We start from the raw sequence: 16,426 nt of genomic DNA, 5'->3' as shown, positions 1-16,426 counted from the left end.
CTCCTGCCGGTTAATCTCGTCGTTAACCACGCGCTTACGCCGGCCGGGATATTCCTGCTGTTCATGGGACTGACCTCGATCGCGCTGCTGGTGGCCGCCGCGGTGCTCGCGGTGGCCGGGCTCGCGGCCACCGTCTGGGTGTGGCCGCGGCTGGCCGGGCGTGGCCTGCCGCCGGTGCTGGGCCGGGCGGGCCTGCTGGCGGGCTGCCAGGCGCTGACCGTGGCGGCGCTCGCGCTGCTGGTCAACTACTACTTCGGCTTCTACGCCTCCTGGGCGGACCTGCTCGGCGCCGACACCGGCGCCGCCCAGATCACCGTCGCCGGGGCCGCGGCCGGGCTGCGGGTGCTGGACAGCCGGGCGGTCCCGGGCGGGCGGATCGAGGAGGTCGTCCTGCCGGGCGCGACCACGCGCCTGAGCGAGGAGGCGTACGTGTTCCTGCCCTCGGCCTATTTCAAGGACCCCCGGCGCAGGTTCCCCGCGATCCTCGCCCTGACCGGCTACCCCGGCGACCCGCGCAATCTCATGACCCGCCTCGACCTGCCCGGACGGCTGGCCCACGCCATCGCCCTGCACCAGGTCGAGCCGGCCGTCCTGGTCATGATGCGGCCGAGCGTGGTGCTGCCGCGCGACACCGAGTGCGTGGACGTGCCGGGCGGCCCGCAGGCGCTGACGTACTTCGCCACCGACGTCCGGCAGGCCGTGACCGCGCACTACCGGGCGGCGGCCGGCCGCGACTCCTGGGGCGTGCTCGGCGGCTCGACCGGCGGCCACTGCGCGCTGAAGCTGGCGATGAGCCGCCCTGACGCGTTCTCCGCCGCCGTCTCCCTGTCGGGCTACTACAAGACGATCGTGGACGGCACCACCGGCGACCTGTTCCACGGCGACCAGGGGCTCGCCGACCGCAACGACCTGATGTGGCGCCTGGCCCGGCTGCCCGCGCCGCCCGTGTCCGTGCTCGTCACGAGCAGCAGGAAGGGCGAGGCCGACTACCTGCCGACCGAGCGCTTCCTGAACGCCGTCAAACCGCCCATGCGGGCCTCGTCGCTGATCCTGCCCAGCGGCGGCCACAACTTCAACACCTGGAACCGGGAGCTGCCGCAGGCGCTGCCGTGGCTGGTCCAGCAGCTCGCGGTGCCCGCCGCGGCCCCTTAGACGAGGCGCCGGATCGGGGCGGGGTGGTTCATCCGCGCGCCCACGGGGGAGTAGATCTCTCCGTGACCGACGTGTACGCCACCGCCGCCGACCTCGACCTCGCCCCGGCCGGGTTCGTCCGGGCCATCGAGGAGCTGCCGCTGGTCGACCAGCACGTCCACGGCGTGGTGCCGCGCGACCTGTCGCGCACCGCGTTCGAGGAGCTGATCACCGAGTCCGACCGGCCGGTGCCGGAGTGGATGACGCAGTTCGACTCCCAGACCGGGTACGCCATCCTGCGCCACTGCGCGCCCGTCCTCGGCCTCGAACCGCACTGCACGCCGGAGGAGTACCTGGCCAGGAGGGCCCGGCTGGGCGCCGGCGAGGTGAACCGGCTGCTGCTCGGCGCCACCAACGTGGCCCACTACCTGGTCGAGACCGGCTACCGGGGCGAGGAGCTGGTGGGCCCGTCCGGCATGGCGGAGCTCACCGGCGTGCCGGCCGACGAGGTGGTGCGGCTGGAGACGGTGGCCGAGCAGGTCGCGGCCGGCGGCTGCGCGGCCTCCTCGTTCGCCGACGCGTTCGCGCGGGAGCTGTGGGAGCGCACCGGCAGCGCGCGCGGGCTCAAGAGCGTCGCCGCCTACCGCCACGGCCTCGACCTCGACCCCGAGCCGCCGAGCCGGGCCGAGGTCACCGAGGCGGCCGGGCGCTGGCTCGGGTCGGGCGGCGGTAAGCTGACGGAGCCGGTGCTGCTGCGGCACGTGATCTGGGCCGGGATCGAGCGAGGGTTGCCGATCCAGTTCCACACCGGCCTCGGCGATCCCGACCTCGACCTGCGCCGGGCCGACCCGCTGCTGCTGCGCGGCCTCGTCGAGCGCGCGGAGCCGACCGGGGTGCCGCTGGTGCTGCTGCACTGCTACCCCTTCCAGCGGCACGCGGGGTTCCTCGCGCAGGCCTATCCCAACGTCTACTTCGACGTGGGGCTCGGTGTGACCTACACCGGGGCCCGCAGCGTGGCGCTGGTGGCCGAGAGCCTGGAGCTGGCGCCGTTCGCCAAGATCCTCTTCTCGTCCGACGGGTGGGGGCCGGCCGAGCTGCACCACCTCGGCGCGGTGTTGTGGCGGCGGGCGATGGCGCGGGTGCTCGGCAGGCTCGTGCTGGACGGCGAGTGGTCGGCCGAGCAGGCGATGCGGGTGGCGGCGATGGTCGGGGCGGACAACGCGCGACGCGTCTACGGACTGGGAACACGGGAGGAGAGCACGGGGTGAACGACTTCGGGGGCCGTACGATCAACAGGCCCGTCGACGGAGCCGTCATCGGGACCGGCGCCGCGGAGAGCGCCGCCTACACGGCGCTGCGGGAGGGCCTGCGGCGGGAGCTGCCCGCGGCGCAGGCGCTGCGCCGCGAGCTGCACGCGGCGCCCTGCCTGTCGGGCCAGGAGGGCCCGACGCTGGCCCGGCTGCTGGCCGCGCTGCCCGCCGGGGAGGTCGAGCACGTCGCCGGCACGGGCGCGGTCCTGCGCGTCGGCGGTCCGGGCCCGGCGGTCGGCGTACGCGGCGAGCTCGACGCCCTGCCGCTGACCGAGCGCACCGGCGTCGAGTGGGCCGCCCCCGAGGGCGCGATGCACGCCTGCGGGCACGACGTGCACATGGCGGCAGTGGTCGCCCTGGCCAGGACCCTCGACCGGCTCGGCGCCGACCCGCCCCTGCTGGTCGTGCTGCAACCGCGCGAGGAGGGTTTCCCCTCCGGTGCCTCCGACGTCGTGGGGTCGGGCGCGCTGCACCGCCACCGGGTCGGCGCCATGATCGGCGCGCACGTGCAGCCCCTGCTGGCGGAGGGCACGGTCGCGTCCGTGCCGGGCGCGGTCAACGCCTCCTCCGACGAGTTCAGGGTGGTCGTCAGGGGAGTGGAGGGCCACGCCGCCTACCCCCACCTGACCAGGGACCCGGTGGTCGCCATGGCGCAGGTCATCGTGACCGCCCAGCAGGTCGTCAGCCGGGTCGCCGACCCGATGACGCCCACCGTGGTCACCTTCGGCACGGTCAACGCCGGCACCGCGCCCAACGCCGTCCCGGGCGAGGCCGTGGCCAGGGGGACCCTCCGGGCGATGTCCGAGAACTGGCGCCAGGAGCTGCACGAACGGTTCACCCAGGTGGTCGAGGACGTCGCCAGGGCATGCGGCTGCGTGGCCGAGGTGACGATCCTGCCGGGGGAGCCGGTGCTGGTCAACGACACCGGGCTGGCCGTACGCGCCGGCGGGCTGCTGCGCGGCCACGGCTGGACGGTGGACGGCGGGCTGCGCTCGTGCGGGGCCGACGACTTCTCCCACTACGCCTCGGTGGCGCCCTCGCTCATGATGTTCGTCGGCGTGGACACCGCCGCCGGCCTGCACACCCCCGAGTTCCTGCCCGGCGACGCGGCCGTGGGCGCGGTGGCCGAGAGCCTGCTGGCCGGCTACCTCGCGGCCGCCTCCGCGCTGCCCGGCCCCGCCGGCGCGAACGGGATCCTGTTCTCCAGGAACGCCTGAGACCGGGCCCCTGCCGCGTCCATTCCTCCAACAACCACGGCAGGGAAGTCCAAGCACCGCCAGACGGGGCATCGCTGACGAAACCACCATCAACCCCTAGTGTCGGAAGGGATGGATCTCGAAACCTTCGCCCCCGGTTCGGGCCGTCTCGAACCCCGCGCGGCGCTCCGTTCCGACGCCCCCGCCCTCGACCTCGACGGCCTGTGGCGCTTCCGGCTCTCACCCGTGGCCGACGTGCCCGACGACTTCGCCCGGCCCGGCTTCGACGACTCCGCCTGGGACGAGCTGCCGGTGCCGGCCCACTGGCCCCTGCACGGCCACGGCGCCCCCGCCTACACCAACGTCTCCTACCCCTTCCCCGTGGACCCGCCGCACGTCCCGGACGAGAACCCGACCGGCGACTACCGGCGCGCCTTCGACCTGCCGGACGGCTGGAGCGGCGGCCGGCTGCGCTTCGAGGGCGTCGACTCCTTCGCCAGGGTCTGGCTGAACGGCCACGAGCTGGGCTTCTCCACCGGCAGCAGGCTGCCCGTCGAGTTCGACGCCGGGCCGTGGCTGCGTCCGGGACGCAACGTGCTGGCCGTGCGCGTGCACCAGTGGTCGGCCGCCAGCTACCTGGAGGACCAGGACATGTGGTGGCTGCCCGGCATCTTCCGGGACGTCACCCTCACCCGGTCGGCCGCCGACGTGTTCGTCCACGCCTCCCACGACGGCCGGCTGTCCTTCGAGGCCGCCGCGGGCCTGCTGAGCATCCCCGAGCTCGGCGTGCGCGACCTGGAGCCCGGCGTCGAGATCACCGTCGAGGCCGAGCCGTGGACGGCCGAGACGCCCCGCCTGTACGAGGCCGTCCTCACCACCCCGCACGAGACCGTACGGCTGCGCGTCGGCTTCCGCACCGTCTCCGTCGAGGACGGCGTGCTCCTGGCCAACGGCCGCCCGCTGCTGCTCAAGGGCGTCAACCGGCACGAGTTCCATCCCGACCATGGCCGCGCGGTCCCGTACGGGACCATGCGCGAGGACGTGCTGCTCATGAAGCGGCACAACGTCAACGCCGTCAGGACCAGCCACTACCCGCCGCACCCCGACTTCCTGGACCTGTGCGACGAACTGGGCCTGTGGGTCGTCGACGAATGCGACCTGGAGACGCACGGCTTCGGCCAGGTCGGCTGGCGGCGCAACCCCACCGACGACCCGCGCTGGGCCGACGCCCTGCTCGATCGCATGCGCCGGATGGTCGAACGGGACAAGAACCACCCCAGCGTCATCATGTGGTCGCTCGGCAACGAGGCGGGCGCCGGTCGCAACCTCGCCGTCATGGCCGACTGGACGCGCGAACGCGACCCGTCCAGGCCGCTGCACTACGAGGGCGACTGGTCGTGCGCCCACACCGACGTCTACTCGCGCATGTACGCCACCCACGCCGAGGTCGAGGCCATCGGCCGCGGCGAGGAGGAGCCGCTCGACGACCCCGCCCTGGACGCGCGGCGGCGCGCGATGCCGTTCCTGCAGTGCGAGTACGCCCACGCCATGGGCAACGGGCCCGGCGGCCTGGCCGAGTACCAGGAGCTGTTCGAACGTTTCCCGAGGCTGGCCGGCGGGTTCGTGTGGGAGTGGATCGACCACGGCCTGACCGATCCCCGCCACGAGTACGCCTACGGCGGCGACCACGGCGAGCCCGTGCACGACGGGAACTTCGTCATCGACGGGCTGGTGTTCCCCGACCGCACGCCCTCCCCGGGCCTGCTGGATCTGAAGAAGGTGTTCGAGCCGGTGCGGTTCGAGTTCGGCGACGGCGTCGTGCGGGTGGTCGACCGGCACGACTTCCGCGGCCTGGCCCACCTCGCCTTCGAGGCCGTCGTCGAGGACGACGGACGCCCGGTCGCGCGCTTCCCGCTGGCGGTGCCGCCGTCCGGCGGCGAGGTGAAGCTGCCCGATCCGCCCCCGCCGCCGGACGGGGCGGGGGAACGCTGGCTCACGGTCCGCGCGACCCTGGCCGGCGACCAGCCGTGGGCCCCCGCGGGCCACGAGCTCGCCTGGTCCCAGACCCGTCTGCCGAGCCCCGCCCTTCCCGCAGCCGCCACCGGTACGGGAGCACGACCGGAGACGTCCGGCGGGCGGCTGACGCTGGGCGGCGGCGAGTTCGACCCGCGCACCGGCCGCCTGCTGCGCCTGTTCGGCCTCGACGTCGAAGGCCCGCGCCTCGACCTCTACCGCGCCCCCACCGACAACGACCGCTACGGCGGCCTGGGCCGCAGGTGGCGTGCGCTCGGCCTGCACCGCCTCACCCACCGCGTGGACGGCGTGCGGACCGGGGACGGCCTCACCGTCCGGACCAGGGTCGCCCCCGCCGCCACCGACCTCGGCATGCGCGTCACCTGGACATGGACCGCGCCCGGCGGCGACGCCCTGGACCTCACCGTGGACGTCGAGCCCGAGGGCGAGTGGCCCGACCCGATCCCGCGCCTCGGCGTGCATCTGGTGCTGCCCGGCGAGCTCGCCCACGTCACCTGGTTCGGCCGGGGGCCGGGGAGGCCTACCCCGACACCGGCATGGCCGCCCGCGTGGGCCGCTGGAGCGCCACGATCGACGACCTCCAGACGCCCTACGTCTACCCGCAGGAGAACGGCCGCCGCGCCGACGTGCGATGGGCCGAGTTCGGCGGGCCGGCCGGGACGCCCGGGTTCCGGGTCGCGGGCGAGCCGGCGTTCGGGCTGACCGCGCGCCGGTGGAGCACCGCCGAGCTGGAGGCCGCCCGCCACCGTCCGGACCTGGTGCCCGGCGACCGGGTGCACCTCCACCTGGACCTCGCCCAGCAGGGCATCGGCACCGCCACGTGCGGCCCGGGTGCGCTGCCCCGGTACGACCTGCACGCCACCTCGGCCACCCTGCGCCTGCGCTTCACCCGGTCCTGACCCCGCGGGGCGCCGGCCGGGGTCCCTCGACCCCGGCCGGCCCCGCCCTCCAGGACGGGCGCCCTACAGCGGGATCCACTCCGTGGCCGTCGTGACCTCCTCCAGCACGGACGGGATCGGCTCGACGCCGAGCCCCGGCCCCGTGGGCACCTCCAGATGGCCGTCCACCAGCTCGAACGGCTCGGTCACGTCGGTCGCGAAGTAGCGGCGTGACCCGGAGGTGTCGCCGGGCAGCGTGAAGCCCGGCAGCGCCGCCAGCGCCACGTTCGCCGCCCGCCCGAGACCGGTCTCCAGCATGCCGCCGCACCACACCGCCACGCCGTTGGCCCGGCACAGGTCGTGGATGCGCCGTGCCTCCAGGTAGCCGCCGATGCGGCCCGGCTTGATGTTGATGATCGAGCACGAGCCGAGCTCGATGGCGGCGGCCGCGTGCTCGGCCGACTCGATGGACTCGTCCAGGCAGATCGGGGTGCGCAACTGGCGGGCCAGCCTGGCGTGCTGGACGAGGTCGTCGTTGGCCAGCGGCTGCTCGATCAGCAGCAGGTCGAACGCGTCGAGCCGGGCCAGCCGGCGGGCGTCGGCCAGCGAGTACGCCGCGTTCGCGTCCACCTGGAGCAGCAGGTCGTCGCCGAAGCGCTCGCGCACCGCGCGCACCGGCTCGACGTCCCAGCCCGGCTCGATCTTCAGCTTGATGCGGACGTAACCCTCCTCGACGTAGCCCGCCACGGCGTCGAGGAGCTGCGGGATCGACTCCATGATGCCCACCGACACCCCGCACGGCACCCGGTCGCGGGCCGCGCCCAGGAAATGGCCGAACGACTCGCCGGAGGCCCGCAGCTGCGCGTCCAGGACGGCGGTCTCCAGCGCGGCCTTGGCCATGCGGTGGCCCTTGATCGGTTCGAGGGCGCGGGCGACCCCGTACGCGTCCAGGGTCGTCGGCAGGGCGGGCAGCAGGAACCGGCGGATCACCTCGGCGGCGCCGTCGACGTACTCGGAGGAGTAGAGCGGCTCGGACATGGCCACGCACTCGCCCCACCCCTCCGCGTCGGGCGTCACCACCCTGACCAGCAGGACGTCCCGGGCGGTCTCGGTGCCGAACGACGTGCGGAACGGCGCCACCAACGGCATCGCGATCCGGCGCAGCTCTACTCCTGTGATCTTCACACTCTCTCCAACTCGGTCGGCGCGCAGGTGCTCCCTGGCGACCGTACGACATGCGGCGACACCAGGGTTCGTGCCGGGCCACCAAAGGCCGGCGGTTCTTCGTCGCCGAGCCCCAGAGCCCCGGGACGGCCCTCAGACGACGATGCCGGGGGTGCGGGCGATCCGGATCCGGCATGGCGTGTCCTCGCTGAGCCGCACCGCCTCCAGCGGCACCGTCACCTCCGGCGTGCGGTACCGGCCGCCGGAGAACGCCGCCGCCAGGCGGGCGCGTACGGACTCGGCCGGCATCTGCCCGTCGATGGAGCTGGTGCCGTCGCGCCCGATCTCCGCCACGCACGCGCCCGGCTGCGTGGCCAGCGCCAGACCGGCCACCGTCGCCCCGGCGAGGGCGGACACGTCGCGCCTGGTCCAGCCGTAGTGCCACATGCCGGCCGCCACCACGGGCGCGGCCGGGCAGGCGGGCTCGGTGATCACCACGTCGAGCCCCTGGAGCAGGGCGGCGGCGATCTGTTCGGCGCCCCTGAGCGCCCCGGACCCGATCCGCAGGCCGGGCAGCTCGGGCAGCGGGCCGCCGAGCGTGTAGATCAGCTTGATGCCGGTGGTGAAGGGCCCTGGACCGCTGTCGTGCCAGCCACAGGCCACGACGCCGACCGACGGGGCGGCGCCCAGCGTGCCGATCCGCAGCATAAGGAAATGACTACCCTCCGCGGCCCCCGGTCACACACCGTCAACCCCTCCGGTGGAGGATCCTGGCTGGTCAGCGCATGCTCCGGGCGTCGAGGGCGCGCAGCACCCGGGAGACCACCTGGGGGTCGGCCCGCGGGTCGCGGCGGGCGTCCAGCACCGCCTGCCGGGCAGCCGACATCATCTCCTCCTGCACCCGCCGCACCAGCCGGGCCCGCTGCGCCCGCTGCTCGAACGCCTCGCGCCGCTCGTCGTCGGCGGCCTCGGGGCTGATCCGCAGCCCGAGGTCCATCATGCGCCGGCCGAGCAGCTCGACCACCTCCTCGGGCAGGTCCTCGGCCTCGTCGATCTCCCGCAGCCGCCGCTTGGCCGCGTGGGCGGCCCGGATCGCCAGGCGCTTCTCCAGGTCGCGCTCGGCCGCCGTGTCGGCCTTGACGCCGAGCCGCGCCACCAGCCACGGCAGCGTCAGCCCCTGCACCACCAGCGTCACCAGGATGACCGCGAACGCGATGAACACGATCACCGGCCGCTGCGGGAAGGGCCGCCCGTCGTGGATCCGCAGCGGGATGGCCAGCGCCAGCGCCACGGACGCCACGCCGCGCATGCCCGCCCACCACATGACGACGGTCTCGCGCCAGCTCATCGGCACCTCGGTGTCCTCGCGCCGCCCCTTCTTGGCCAGCCACGCGGCCGGCAGCAGCCACAGCAGCCGGACCACCACCACGACGCCCACCACGGCGGCGCTCCACCACAACACCGCGCCGAACCGCCCGTGGACCGTGCCGAACACCGTGTGCAGCTCCAGCCCGATCAGCCCGAACGCGATCCCCGTCACCAGCGTGTCCACCACCTGCCAGAACGTGGCCGAGGCGAACCTGCCGAACACGTCGTCGGCGTCCCACATGCGGTCGCTGAGGTAGAAGGCGGTGGTCAGCACGGCCAGCACGCCCGACCCGCGCAGCTCGTCGGCCACCGCGTAGCTCACGAACGGCACCACCAGCGACAGCCCCACCTGCAGCGTCGCGTCGCCCAGCAGCGCCATCAGCTTCCCGGCCGCCCAGCCCAGCGCGAACCCCGCCGCCACGGCCACCCCCGCCGACAACACGAACTCGCCCAGCGCGCCCGGCCACGAGAACACGCCCGTCACGACCGCCGCGACCGCCACGTGGTAGAGCACGATCGCGGTCACGTCGTTGAACAGGCCCTCGCCCTCCAGCAGCGACACCATGCGCCGCGGCAGGCCCAGCCGCCCGGCCACCGCCGTGGCCGCCACCGGGTCGGGCGGCGCGACCAGCGCGCCCAGCGCCACCGCCGCCGCCAGCGGCAGGCCCGGGACGAGCGCGTGCGCCGTGGCCGCCACGGCCGCCGTCGTCACGAACACCAGCGCCACCGCGAGCAGGAAGATCGGCTGCCAGTTCGCCGCGAACTGCCGCCACGACGTACGCCGCACCGCCGCGTACAACAACGGCGGCAGCAGCAGCGGCAGCACGATGCCCGGCGGGATGTCCACGTTCGGCACGAACGGCAGCACCGCCAGCAGGATGCCCAGCAGCGTCATCAGCACCGGCGCGGGCAACCCCAGCCGCTCACCCAGGGGGACGGTGACCAGCGCGCCCAGCAGCACCAGCATGAGCAGCACGAACTGGTCCACGACGCCCCCCGGTGATCGTCGTCACCCAGCGTAAGCGCAGGCCGCCTCAGCGGTCGAGGACGTGCAGGGTGTGCGGCCGCGTGCCCAGCGGCACCGGCTCGGCGGCGGTGCAGGCCACCACGTCGGCCACCCTGGCGCCGAACAGGTCGGGCACGTAGATGGCCGGTTCCAGGCAGACCGTCATCCCCGGGGCGAACACCGCGTCCTCACCGGCCCGCGGCCCCTCGTCGTGGCCGAGGCCCACGCCCCGGCCCACGTGCGGGGCGGCGAAGCGGCCGTACCCGCTGGCGTCGATGACCTCCTGCACCGTCCTGGCCAGCTCCGCGAACGGGACCGACGGCCGCAGCGCCGCCACCGCCGCGCGGTGGGCGGCCAGCACCACCGAGTACATCGCCTCGTAGTCCTCCGGCGGCTCGGCGACGGCGAACACCCGGCCCGCCTCGGCGCAGTAGCCGTCCCAGCGGCCGCACACCGACACCAGCAGCGCGTCGCCCGGGTTGATCACCCGCCCGCCCGGCACGTGCTCGGGCCGCGCGGTGTGCTCGCCCGCCGACACGCGCAGCGAGATCACCTCCTCGCAGCCCGACTCCAGGGCCAGCAGCCGCAGCCGGCGCGCCATCGCCCGCTCGGTCGCGCCGAACCAGGCCAGCTCGGCCGCCTGCGCCAGCACCGCCTCCGCGGCCGCGACCGCCCGGCCGAGCGCCGTCAGCTCGGCGGGGTCCTTGCGCAGCCGCAGCGGCGCCAGCACCGCGGAGGCGGGCACCAGCTCGGCGGCGATCGCCAGCCGGAACAGCTCGCTCGCCCGCATCTCCGGGTCCACCCCCACCCGGCGCGCGGAGGCGGGCACCAGGCCCGCCGGGTCGCGGGTCTCGACGACCGCGTCGGCCGTCACCACGAGGAACACGCCCGGCCCGGCGCCGCCGTCCGGCGAGCCGTCCTCCGGCCCGGCGCCCTCAGGGAAGGCGGCCTCGGGGGAGGCACTCAGGAACCGGAAGTCGGGCGAGGGCCGCAACACCAGCACGTCGATGCCCTCCTGGGCCATCGCCCGCCGCACGGCCGCCACCCGCGCGGCGTGGCGCCGGCTCACGCCGGCTCGTGCAGCCAGCAGGCGACCGGCCCGAAGTCCGGCTCCTTCTCGCGGCACACCTCCATCACCAGCGGGCAACGCGGGTTGAACCGGCAGCCGCCCGGCGGGTTCGCCGGATCGGGCACGTCCCCGGCCAGCTCGGCGGGCAGCACGCCCATGCCGTCCGGCTTGGGGATGGCCCCCAGCAATGCCTTGGTGTACGGATGCTTCGGGTCGTCCCACACCTCGGCCGTCTCGCCCACCTCGACGATCTTACCGAGGTACATGACGGCGATCCGGTCGGCGATCAGCCGCACCACCGACAGGTCGTGGCTGATGAACAGCAGCCCGGCCCCGGAGTCCACCGCGAGGTCGCGCATCAGCCGGGCCACCTGGGCCTGGGCGGAGGCGTCCAGCGCGGAGATCGGCTCGTCGCCGATGAGCAGCCGCGGCCGTGCCGCCAGCGCCCTGGCGATCGCGATGCGCTGCCGCTGGCCGCCGGAGAACTCGTGGGGGTGCCGTCCGGCGAACTCGCGCGGCAGGCCCACCCGCTCCAGCAGGTCGGCCGGGTCGGTACGGCTGTCGCCCGCGGTGCGCAGGCCGTCGGCGATCTGGTCGCCCACCCGGCGCCGCGGGTTCAGCGACGCGTACGGGTCCTGGAACACCATCTGGATGCCCGTGAGCTTCCTGCGCCGCAGGCCGAGCGGCGTGACCTGCTGCCCCTCGAACGCGATCGACCCGTGGGTGACCGGGTTCAGCCCGCAGACCGCCCGCGCCAGGGTCGACTTGCCGCACCCCGACTCGCCGACCAGGCCCACGACCTCGCCCGCCCGTACGGTCAGGCTGGCCCCCGCCACCGCCCGCACCACCGGACGCCCGGGGGAGCGGTGTTCGACGACCAGGTCCTCGATGTCCAGCATCAGCCCTCCACGTCCGAAGCAGAATCAGGCAGCGAGTCCAGCAGCGCGCGGGTGTAGGGGTGCTCGGGGTCGCGCAGCACCCGCCCGCGCGGCCCGGTCTCCACGACCAGGCCGTCCTTCATCACGCTCACCTCGTCCGCGACCGCCGACATGACGCCCAGGTCGTGCGTGACCAGCAGCACGGCCAGGCCCAGCTCGTCGCAGAGCCCGCGCAGCAGCCGCAGCACGCCCGCCTGCACGGTCACGTCCAGCGCCGTGGTCGGCTCGTCGGCGATCAGCACCTTGGGCGAGCACGCCAGCGCGACGGCGATCGCGATGCGCTGGCGCATGCCGCCGGAGAACTGGTGCGGGAAACGCCCGTACGCCTCCTCGGCGCCCGGGATGCGTACCTTGCCCAGCAGCTCGACCGCCCGCGCCTTCGCCTCGGCCTTGCCCAGGCCCAGGTGGTGCCGCATGTGCTCGGTGAGCTGCCGGCCGATCGTGAGCATCGGATGCAGGCTGGTCGCCGGGTCCTGGAACACCATGGCGACCTCGCCGCCGCGCACCTGGTTGAGCTCCTTGGGCGGCAGCGTGAGCAGGTCCCGCTCGCCGAGCCCGATCCGGCCCGAGACGCGCGCGCCGTGCGGCAGCAGCCCCAGCACGGCCAGGCCCGTCATCGTCTTGCCCGACCCGCTCTCGCCGGCCAGGCCGTGCACGCGCCCGGCGGCCAGCTTCAGGTCGACGCCGCGCAGGATCTCCTTGCCGCCGATCGACACCTTCAGGTCGGTGATGTCCAGCGTCACAACGCACGCTCCTTGATCGCGCGGGCCGTCCGCGGGTCGAGCGCGTCCCGCAGCGTGTCGCCGAGGAAGTTGAACGCCAGCACCACGGTCAGGATCGCCAGGCCGGGGAACGTCGCCACCCACCAGCTGTCGAAGACCTCCACGCCGGAGGCCACCATCGCGCCCCACTCGGGGGACGGCGGCTTGGCGCCCAGGCCCAGGAACGACAGGCCGGACAGCAGCAGCAACGCCGTGCCGATGTCGAGCGTGGCCAGCACCAGGATCGGGCCGGTCACGTTCGGCAGCACGTCCACCCGCAGCGAGCGCCACACCGAGAAGCCCAGCAGCCGCCCGCTCAGCACGAACTCCCGCTCGCGCACGCCCAGCACCAGCCCGCGGGTGACCCGGGCGTAGGCGGGCCAGGCCACCACCAGCACGGCCAGCACCGCGTTGCCCAGGCTCGCGCCCAGCGCCGCGGCCACCACCATGGCCAGGATCACGGTCGGGAACGCGAACACCAGGTCCGCGATCCGCATGATCGTCTCGCCGACCCACTTGCCGAAGTACCCGGCGCACGCCCCCAGCAGGCCGCCGACCAGCACCGACAGCACGACCAGCAGCAGCGTCAGCGGGATCGACACCCGCGCGCCGTACATGACGCGGCTCAGGATGTCGCGTCCGAGCTGGTCGGTGCCGAACCAGTGGCCGGGCCCCGGGGGCGCCAGCCGCGGCAGGTCCTGGGCCAGCGGGTCGTGCGGCGCCAGCCACGGCGCGGCCAGCGCGATCACCAGCCAGGCCACGGCCAGGACGGCGCCCGCGACGGCCAGCGGCTGCCGCCACGCCTCGGGCAGCCTGCCCAGCAGACCCTTGCCTCTCATTGCAGCCTCACTCGGGGATCGATGACGCCGTACAGCACGTCCACGATCAGGTTGATGACCAGGTAGACCACGCCCACGACCAGGCCGACGCCCATCACGGCGGGCAGGTCGAGGCTGGTGGCGCTCTTGTAGGCGTACTGGCCGACGCCGGGCCAGGCGAAGATCGCCTCGACCAGGACGGTGCCGGACAGCAGGCTGCCGAAGGCCAGACCGGCCACGGTGATGATCGGGACCAGCGCCGAACGCAGCACGTACCTGAACAGGATCACCCGGCCCGGCAGCCCCTTGGCGCGGGCGGCCCGGACGTAGTCCTGGCCCAGCACCTCCAGCACCGCCGAACGGGTGAAGCGGGTCAGCAGGCCGATCGTGTACAGCGCCAGCACCAGCGCGGGCGTGATCAGGTGGCCGACGGCGGAGGTGAAGATGTCCCACCGGCCCGCCAGCAGCGCGTCGACCGTCTGCAGCCCGGTCACCGCCGGCGCCGAGCCGAGCGCCGCGTCCACGCGGCCGCTGCCCGGCGTGATCTGCAACCGGAAGAAGAACACGTAGAACGCCACCAGCGCCAGCCAGAACGTCGGCACCGAGATGCCGATCAGGCTGACCAGCCGCAGCACGTGGTCGGACAGCCGGTCCCGGCGCAGCGCGGCGACGACGCCGAAGGCCACGCCCAGCACCAGCGAGATCAGGATCGCCGCGCCCGCCAGCTCCAGCGTCGCCGGGACGAACTCGGCCAGGTCCTGGCTGACCGGGCGGTGGCTCTGCTGGCTCATGCCCAGGTCGCCCTGGACCAGGCCCTGCAGATAGATCCCGTACTGCTGCCACAGCGGCTTGTCCAGGCCGTGCTCGGACCGCCACTGCGCCACGATGGCCGGGTCGCCCAGCGCCCGCTGGCCCAGGTTGGCGGCCACGGGGTCGCCGGGCACCAGGTTCGTCAGCAGGAACGTGACGAGCGTGATGCCCCAGGCCAGCAGCACGGCGATGAGGATGCGCCGGATGAGGAAGCGGGCCAGCGGGTGCACACCCCGCCGCCGCCGCGGGCCCGCGGCGGCCGCCTCGACCGGGGAGCCGGCGCCGGGGCGCGGCGGCGAGCCCGCCGCGCCCGGGTTGTCGGACACCTGCCGGTCTCCTTACTTCGCGCCGAGGTCGGCGACGTCCACGGTCCAGACCGGGTGGTACTCCAGGCCCGTCACGGACGCGGCCGACACGATGTTCTGGCTCGGCTGGATCAGCGGCACGAACGGACCGGAGGTGTTGAGCTTGGTCTGCAGGTCGGCGTAGGCCGCCTTGCGCGCCTCGTCGCCGATCGCGGTCGCGGCCTTGTCAGCGGCCGCCTCGATCTCCTTGGCCGCGCCTTCCTTCCAGCCGGCCCGCAGGCCCACGGTCTTGCCGGGCGCGAAGGCCAGGTAGTCGCTCGGGTCCGGGTAGTCGGGGCCCCAGTACCACAGGCCCATCTCCTCCTTGCCGTTGCGGTAGTTGTCCAGCGCGGTCGTCACCGGCGCGGGCTGGAGGTCCACCGTGATGCCGACCTCCTTGAGGTTGGCCTGGACGCGCTCGGCCAGCGGCTGGAACGACAGGCCGTTGACGGTCAGCTCGCTCGGGAACTCCAGCTTGACGGTCGGGTTCGACACGCCGCTGGCCGCCAGGGCCGCCTTGGCGCCCTCGACGTCCCGCTTGGGGGCCTGCTCGGGCGGCAGCGCGCCGAGCAGCTGCGACGGGATCACGCCCGGCGCCTGCGTCGAACCCTCGCCGGCCAGCTCCAGCAGGCCCGCGTAGTCCACGCCCTTGCGCACGGCCTCGACGAACTTGGCGTTCGGCGTGGTCTTGCTGACGCCCGAGTCCTGGTTGGCCAGCAGGAAGATGACGTTCGCCGAGGCGGTCTTCTTCACCTGCAGGGTGGAGGGCATGTTGGTGACCTGGTCACCGGACAGGTTCAGCGCCACCTGGCTGTCGCCGCGCTGCACGTTGAGCTTCTGCGTGGCGGCCTCGACGTTGCGGATGACGACCTTGTCGTAGGCCGGCTTGGTGCCGTAGTACTTGGGGTTCGCCTTGAGCGTGACCTGGCTGCTCACGTTGAACGACTCGATCGTGTACGGGCCGGACCCCGCCGAGGAGGCGTTCAGGTACTGCTCGGCCTTGTCCTGGGCGTCGGCCGTCGCGCCGTGCTCCTTGGCGACCTTGCTGTTGAGGATGCCCAGCGCCGGGTTCGGCAGGATGTAGGGCAGCGCCGGGTTCGGCGCCTTCGACGTCAGCGTGATCGTCGAGTCGTCGGTTTTGGTCACCTCGACGCCGTCCAGCAGGAACGACGGGGTGCCCTTCATGTCACGCACGCGGTTGAGCGAGAACACCACGTCGTCGGCGGTGATCGGCGAGCCGTCGGCGAAGGTGGGGCCCTTCTTGAGCTTGAGCGTCAGCGTCTTGCCGTCCTTGCTCAGCTCGTAGGACTCGGCCAGCGCCGGGACCGGCTTGGTCACGTCGGAACCGTCGAAGGTCAGCAGCGTCTCGTAGACGGCCTTGCCGACGATGAGCCCGGTCGGCTCGTAGGTGCGGCCGGGGTCGGCCGTCTTGAGGTCGAACGACGTGTCGATGACGAGCGTCTTCCCACCGCCACCGGAGGCCGCCGGGGTCTGCGAGGTGCCGCCGCTTCCGCAGGCGGCGAGGGCGAGCGCACCGGCGAGCAGCACTGCCGCCGTCTGCGAGCGGTTCGCCATGGGGTCCTCCAAATTGGACGTTCG

General features: G+C 73.9%; 12 protein-coding genes and 1 pseudogene. 4 read left to right on the top strand and 9 right to left on the bottom strand.

What is annotated here, in order from left to right:
• Window positions 1-63: 63 nt before the first annotated feature.
• The 4 genes and pseudogenes from ACNF49_RS33850 to ACNF49_RS33835 all read left to right on the top strand — a co-directional run bounded on the left by ACNF49_RS33850 (window position 64) and on the right by ACNF49_RS33835 (window position 6,570).
• The gene (locus ACNF49_RS33850) at window positions 64-1,152 is read left to right on the top strand and encodes an alpha/beta hydrolase (protein WP_357976629.1); all 1,089 of its coding nucleotides are present in this window, start codon (window positions 64-66) and stop codon (window positions 1,150-1,152) included.
• A 62-nt stretch (window positions 1,153-1,214) separates the two neighbouring features.
• Window positions 1,215-2,399, top strand: a complete 1,185-nt coding sequence (locus ACNF49_RS33845) for an amidohydrolase family protein (RefSeq protein WP_357976626.1) — start codon at window positions 1,215-1,217, stop codon at window positions 2,397-2,399.
• Window positions 2,396-3,658: a M20 metallopeptidase family protein gene (locus ACNF49_RS33840; protein ID WP_357976623.1), complete on the top strand. Its 1,263-nt coding sequence runs from the start codon at window positions 2,396-2,398 to the stop codon at window positions 3,656-3,658. Before ACNF49_RS33845 ends, ACNF49_RS33840 begins: the two co-directional genes overlap by 4 nt.
• A gap of 111 nt (window positions 3,659-3,769) precedes the next feature.
• Window positions 3,770-6,570 (top strand): annotated as a pseudogene (locus tag ACNF49_RS33835) (glycoside hydrolase family 2 TIM barrel-domain containing protein).
• A gap of 63 nt (window positions 6,571-6,633) precedes the next feature.
• Here ACNF49_RS33835 and menC read toward each other — a convergent pair.
• The 9 genes from menC to ACNF49_RS33790 form a co-directional block, all read right to left on the bottom strand.
• A complete protein-coding gene (gene menC / locus ACNF49_RS33830) occupies window positions 6,634-7,734 on the bottom strand; it encodes an o-succinylbenzoate synthase (protein WP_357976617.1) in 1,101 nt (366 codons plus the stop codon).
• 132 nt (window positions 7,735-7,866) lie between these two features.
• A complete protein-coding gene (locus tag ACNF49_RS33825) occupies window positions 7,867-8,421 on the bottom strand; it encodes an acyclic terpene utilization AtuA family protein (RefSeq protein ID WP_357976614.1) in 555 nt (184 codons plus the stop codon).
• Window positions 8,422-8,491: 70 nt separating this feature from the next.
• Entirely contained in the window at window positions 8,492-10,069 is a 1,578-nt protein-coding gene (locus tag ACNF49_RS33820) for a Na+/H+ antiporter (protein WP_482940100.1), read from the bottom strand.
• 46 nt (window positions 10,070-10,115) lie between these two features.
• Window positions 10,116-11,156, bottom strand: coding sequence for a M24 family metallopeptidase (locus ACNF49_RS33815; protein WP_482940099.1), 1,041 nt, complete (start codon window positions 11,154-11,156; stop codon window positions 10,116-10,118).
• On the bottom strand, window positions 11,153-12,055 hold the full coding sequence (locus ACNF49_RS33810) for an ABC transporter ATP-binding protein (protein ID WP_357976606.1): 903 nt from the start codon (window positions 12,053-12,055) through the stop codon (window positions 11,153-11,155). The genes ACNF49_RS33815 and ACNF49_RS33810 overlap by 4 nt, the downstream gene beginning before the upstream one ends.
• Window positions 12,055-12,837 carry an ABC transporter ATP-binding protein gene (locus tag ACNF49_RS33805; protein WP_357704654.1) on the bottom strand — a complete coding sequence of 261 codons (783 nt, stop codon included), beginning with the start codon at window positions 12,835-12,837 and terminating at the stop codon, window positions 12,055-12,057. Before ACNF49_RS33805 ends, ACNF49_RS33810 begins: the two co-directional genes overlap by 1 nt.
• Window positions 12,834-13,694: an ABC transporter permease gene (locus tag ACNF49_RS33800; RefSeq protein ID WP_352328927.1), complete on the bottom strand. Its 861-nt coding sequence runs from the start codon at window positions 13,692-13,694 to the stop codon at window positions 12,834-12,836. Before ACNF49_RS33800 ends, ACNF49_RS33805 begins: the two co-directional genes overlap by 4 nt.
• Entirely contained in the window at window positions 13,691-14,809 is a 1,119-nt protein-coding gene (locus tag ACNF49_RS33795; protein ID WP_482940098.1) for an ABC transporter permease, read from the bottom strand. Before ACNF49_RS33795 ends, ACNF49_RS33800 begins: the two co-directional genes overlap by 4 nt.
• A gap of 12 nt (window positions 14,810-14,821) precedes the next feature.
• Window positions 14,822-16,402, bottom strand: a complete 1,581-nt coding sequence (locus tag ACNF49_RS33790; protein WP_482940097.1) for an ABC transporter substrate-binding protein — start codon at window positions 16,400-16,402, stop codon at window positions 14,822-14,824.
• Window positions 16,403-16,426: the final 24 nt, after the last annotated feature.

Source organism: Actinomadura sp. ATCC 39365, assembly GCF_054392275.1.
Note: the sequence above shows the minus strand (reverse complement) of the source record. Positions and strands in the feature narration are given on the sequence as shown.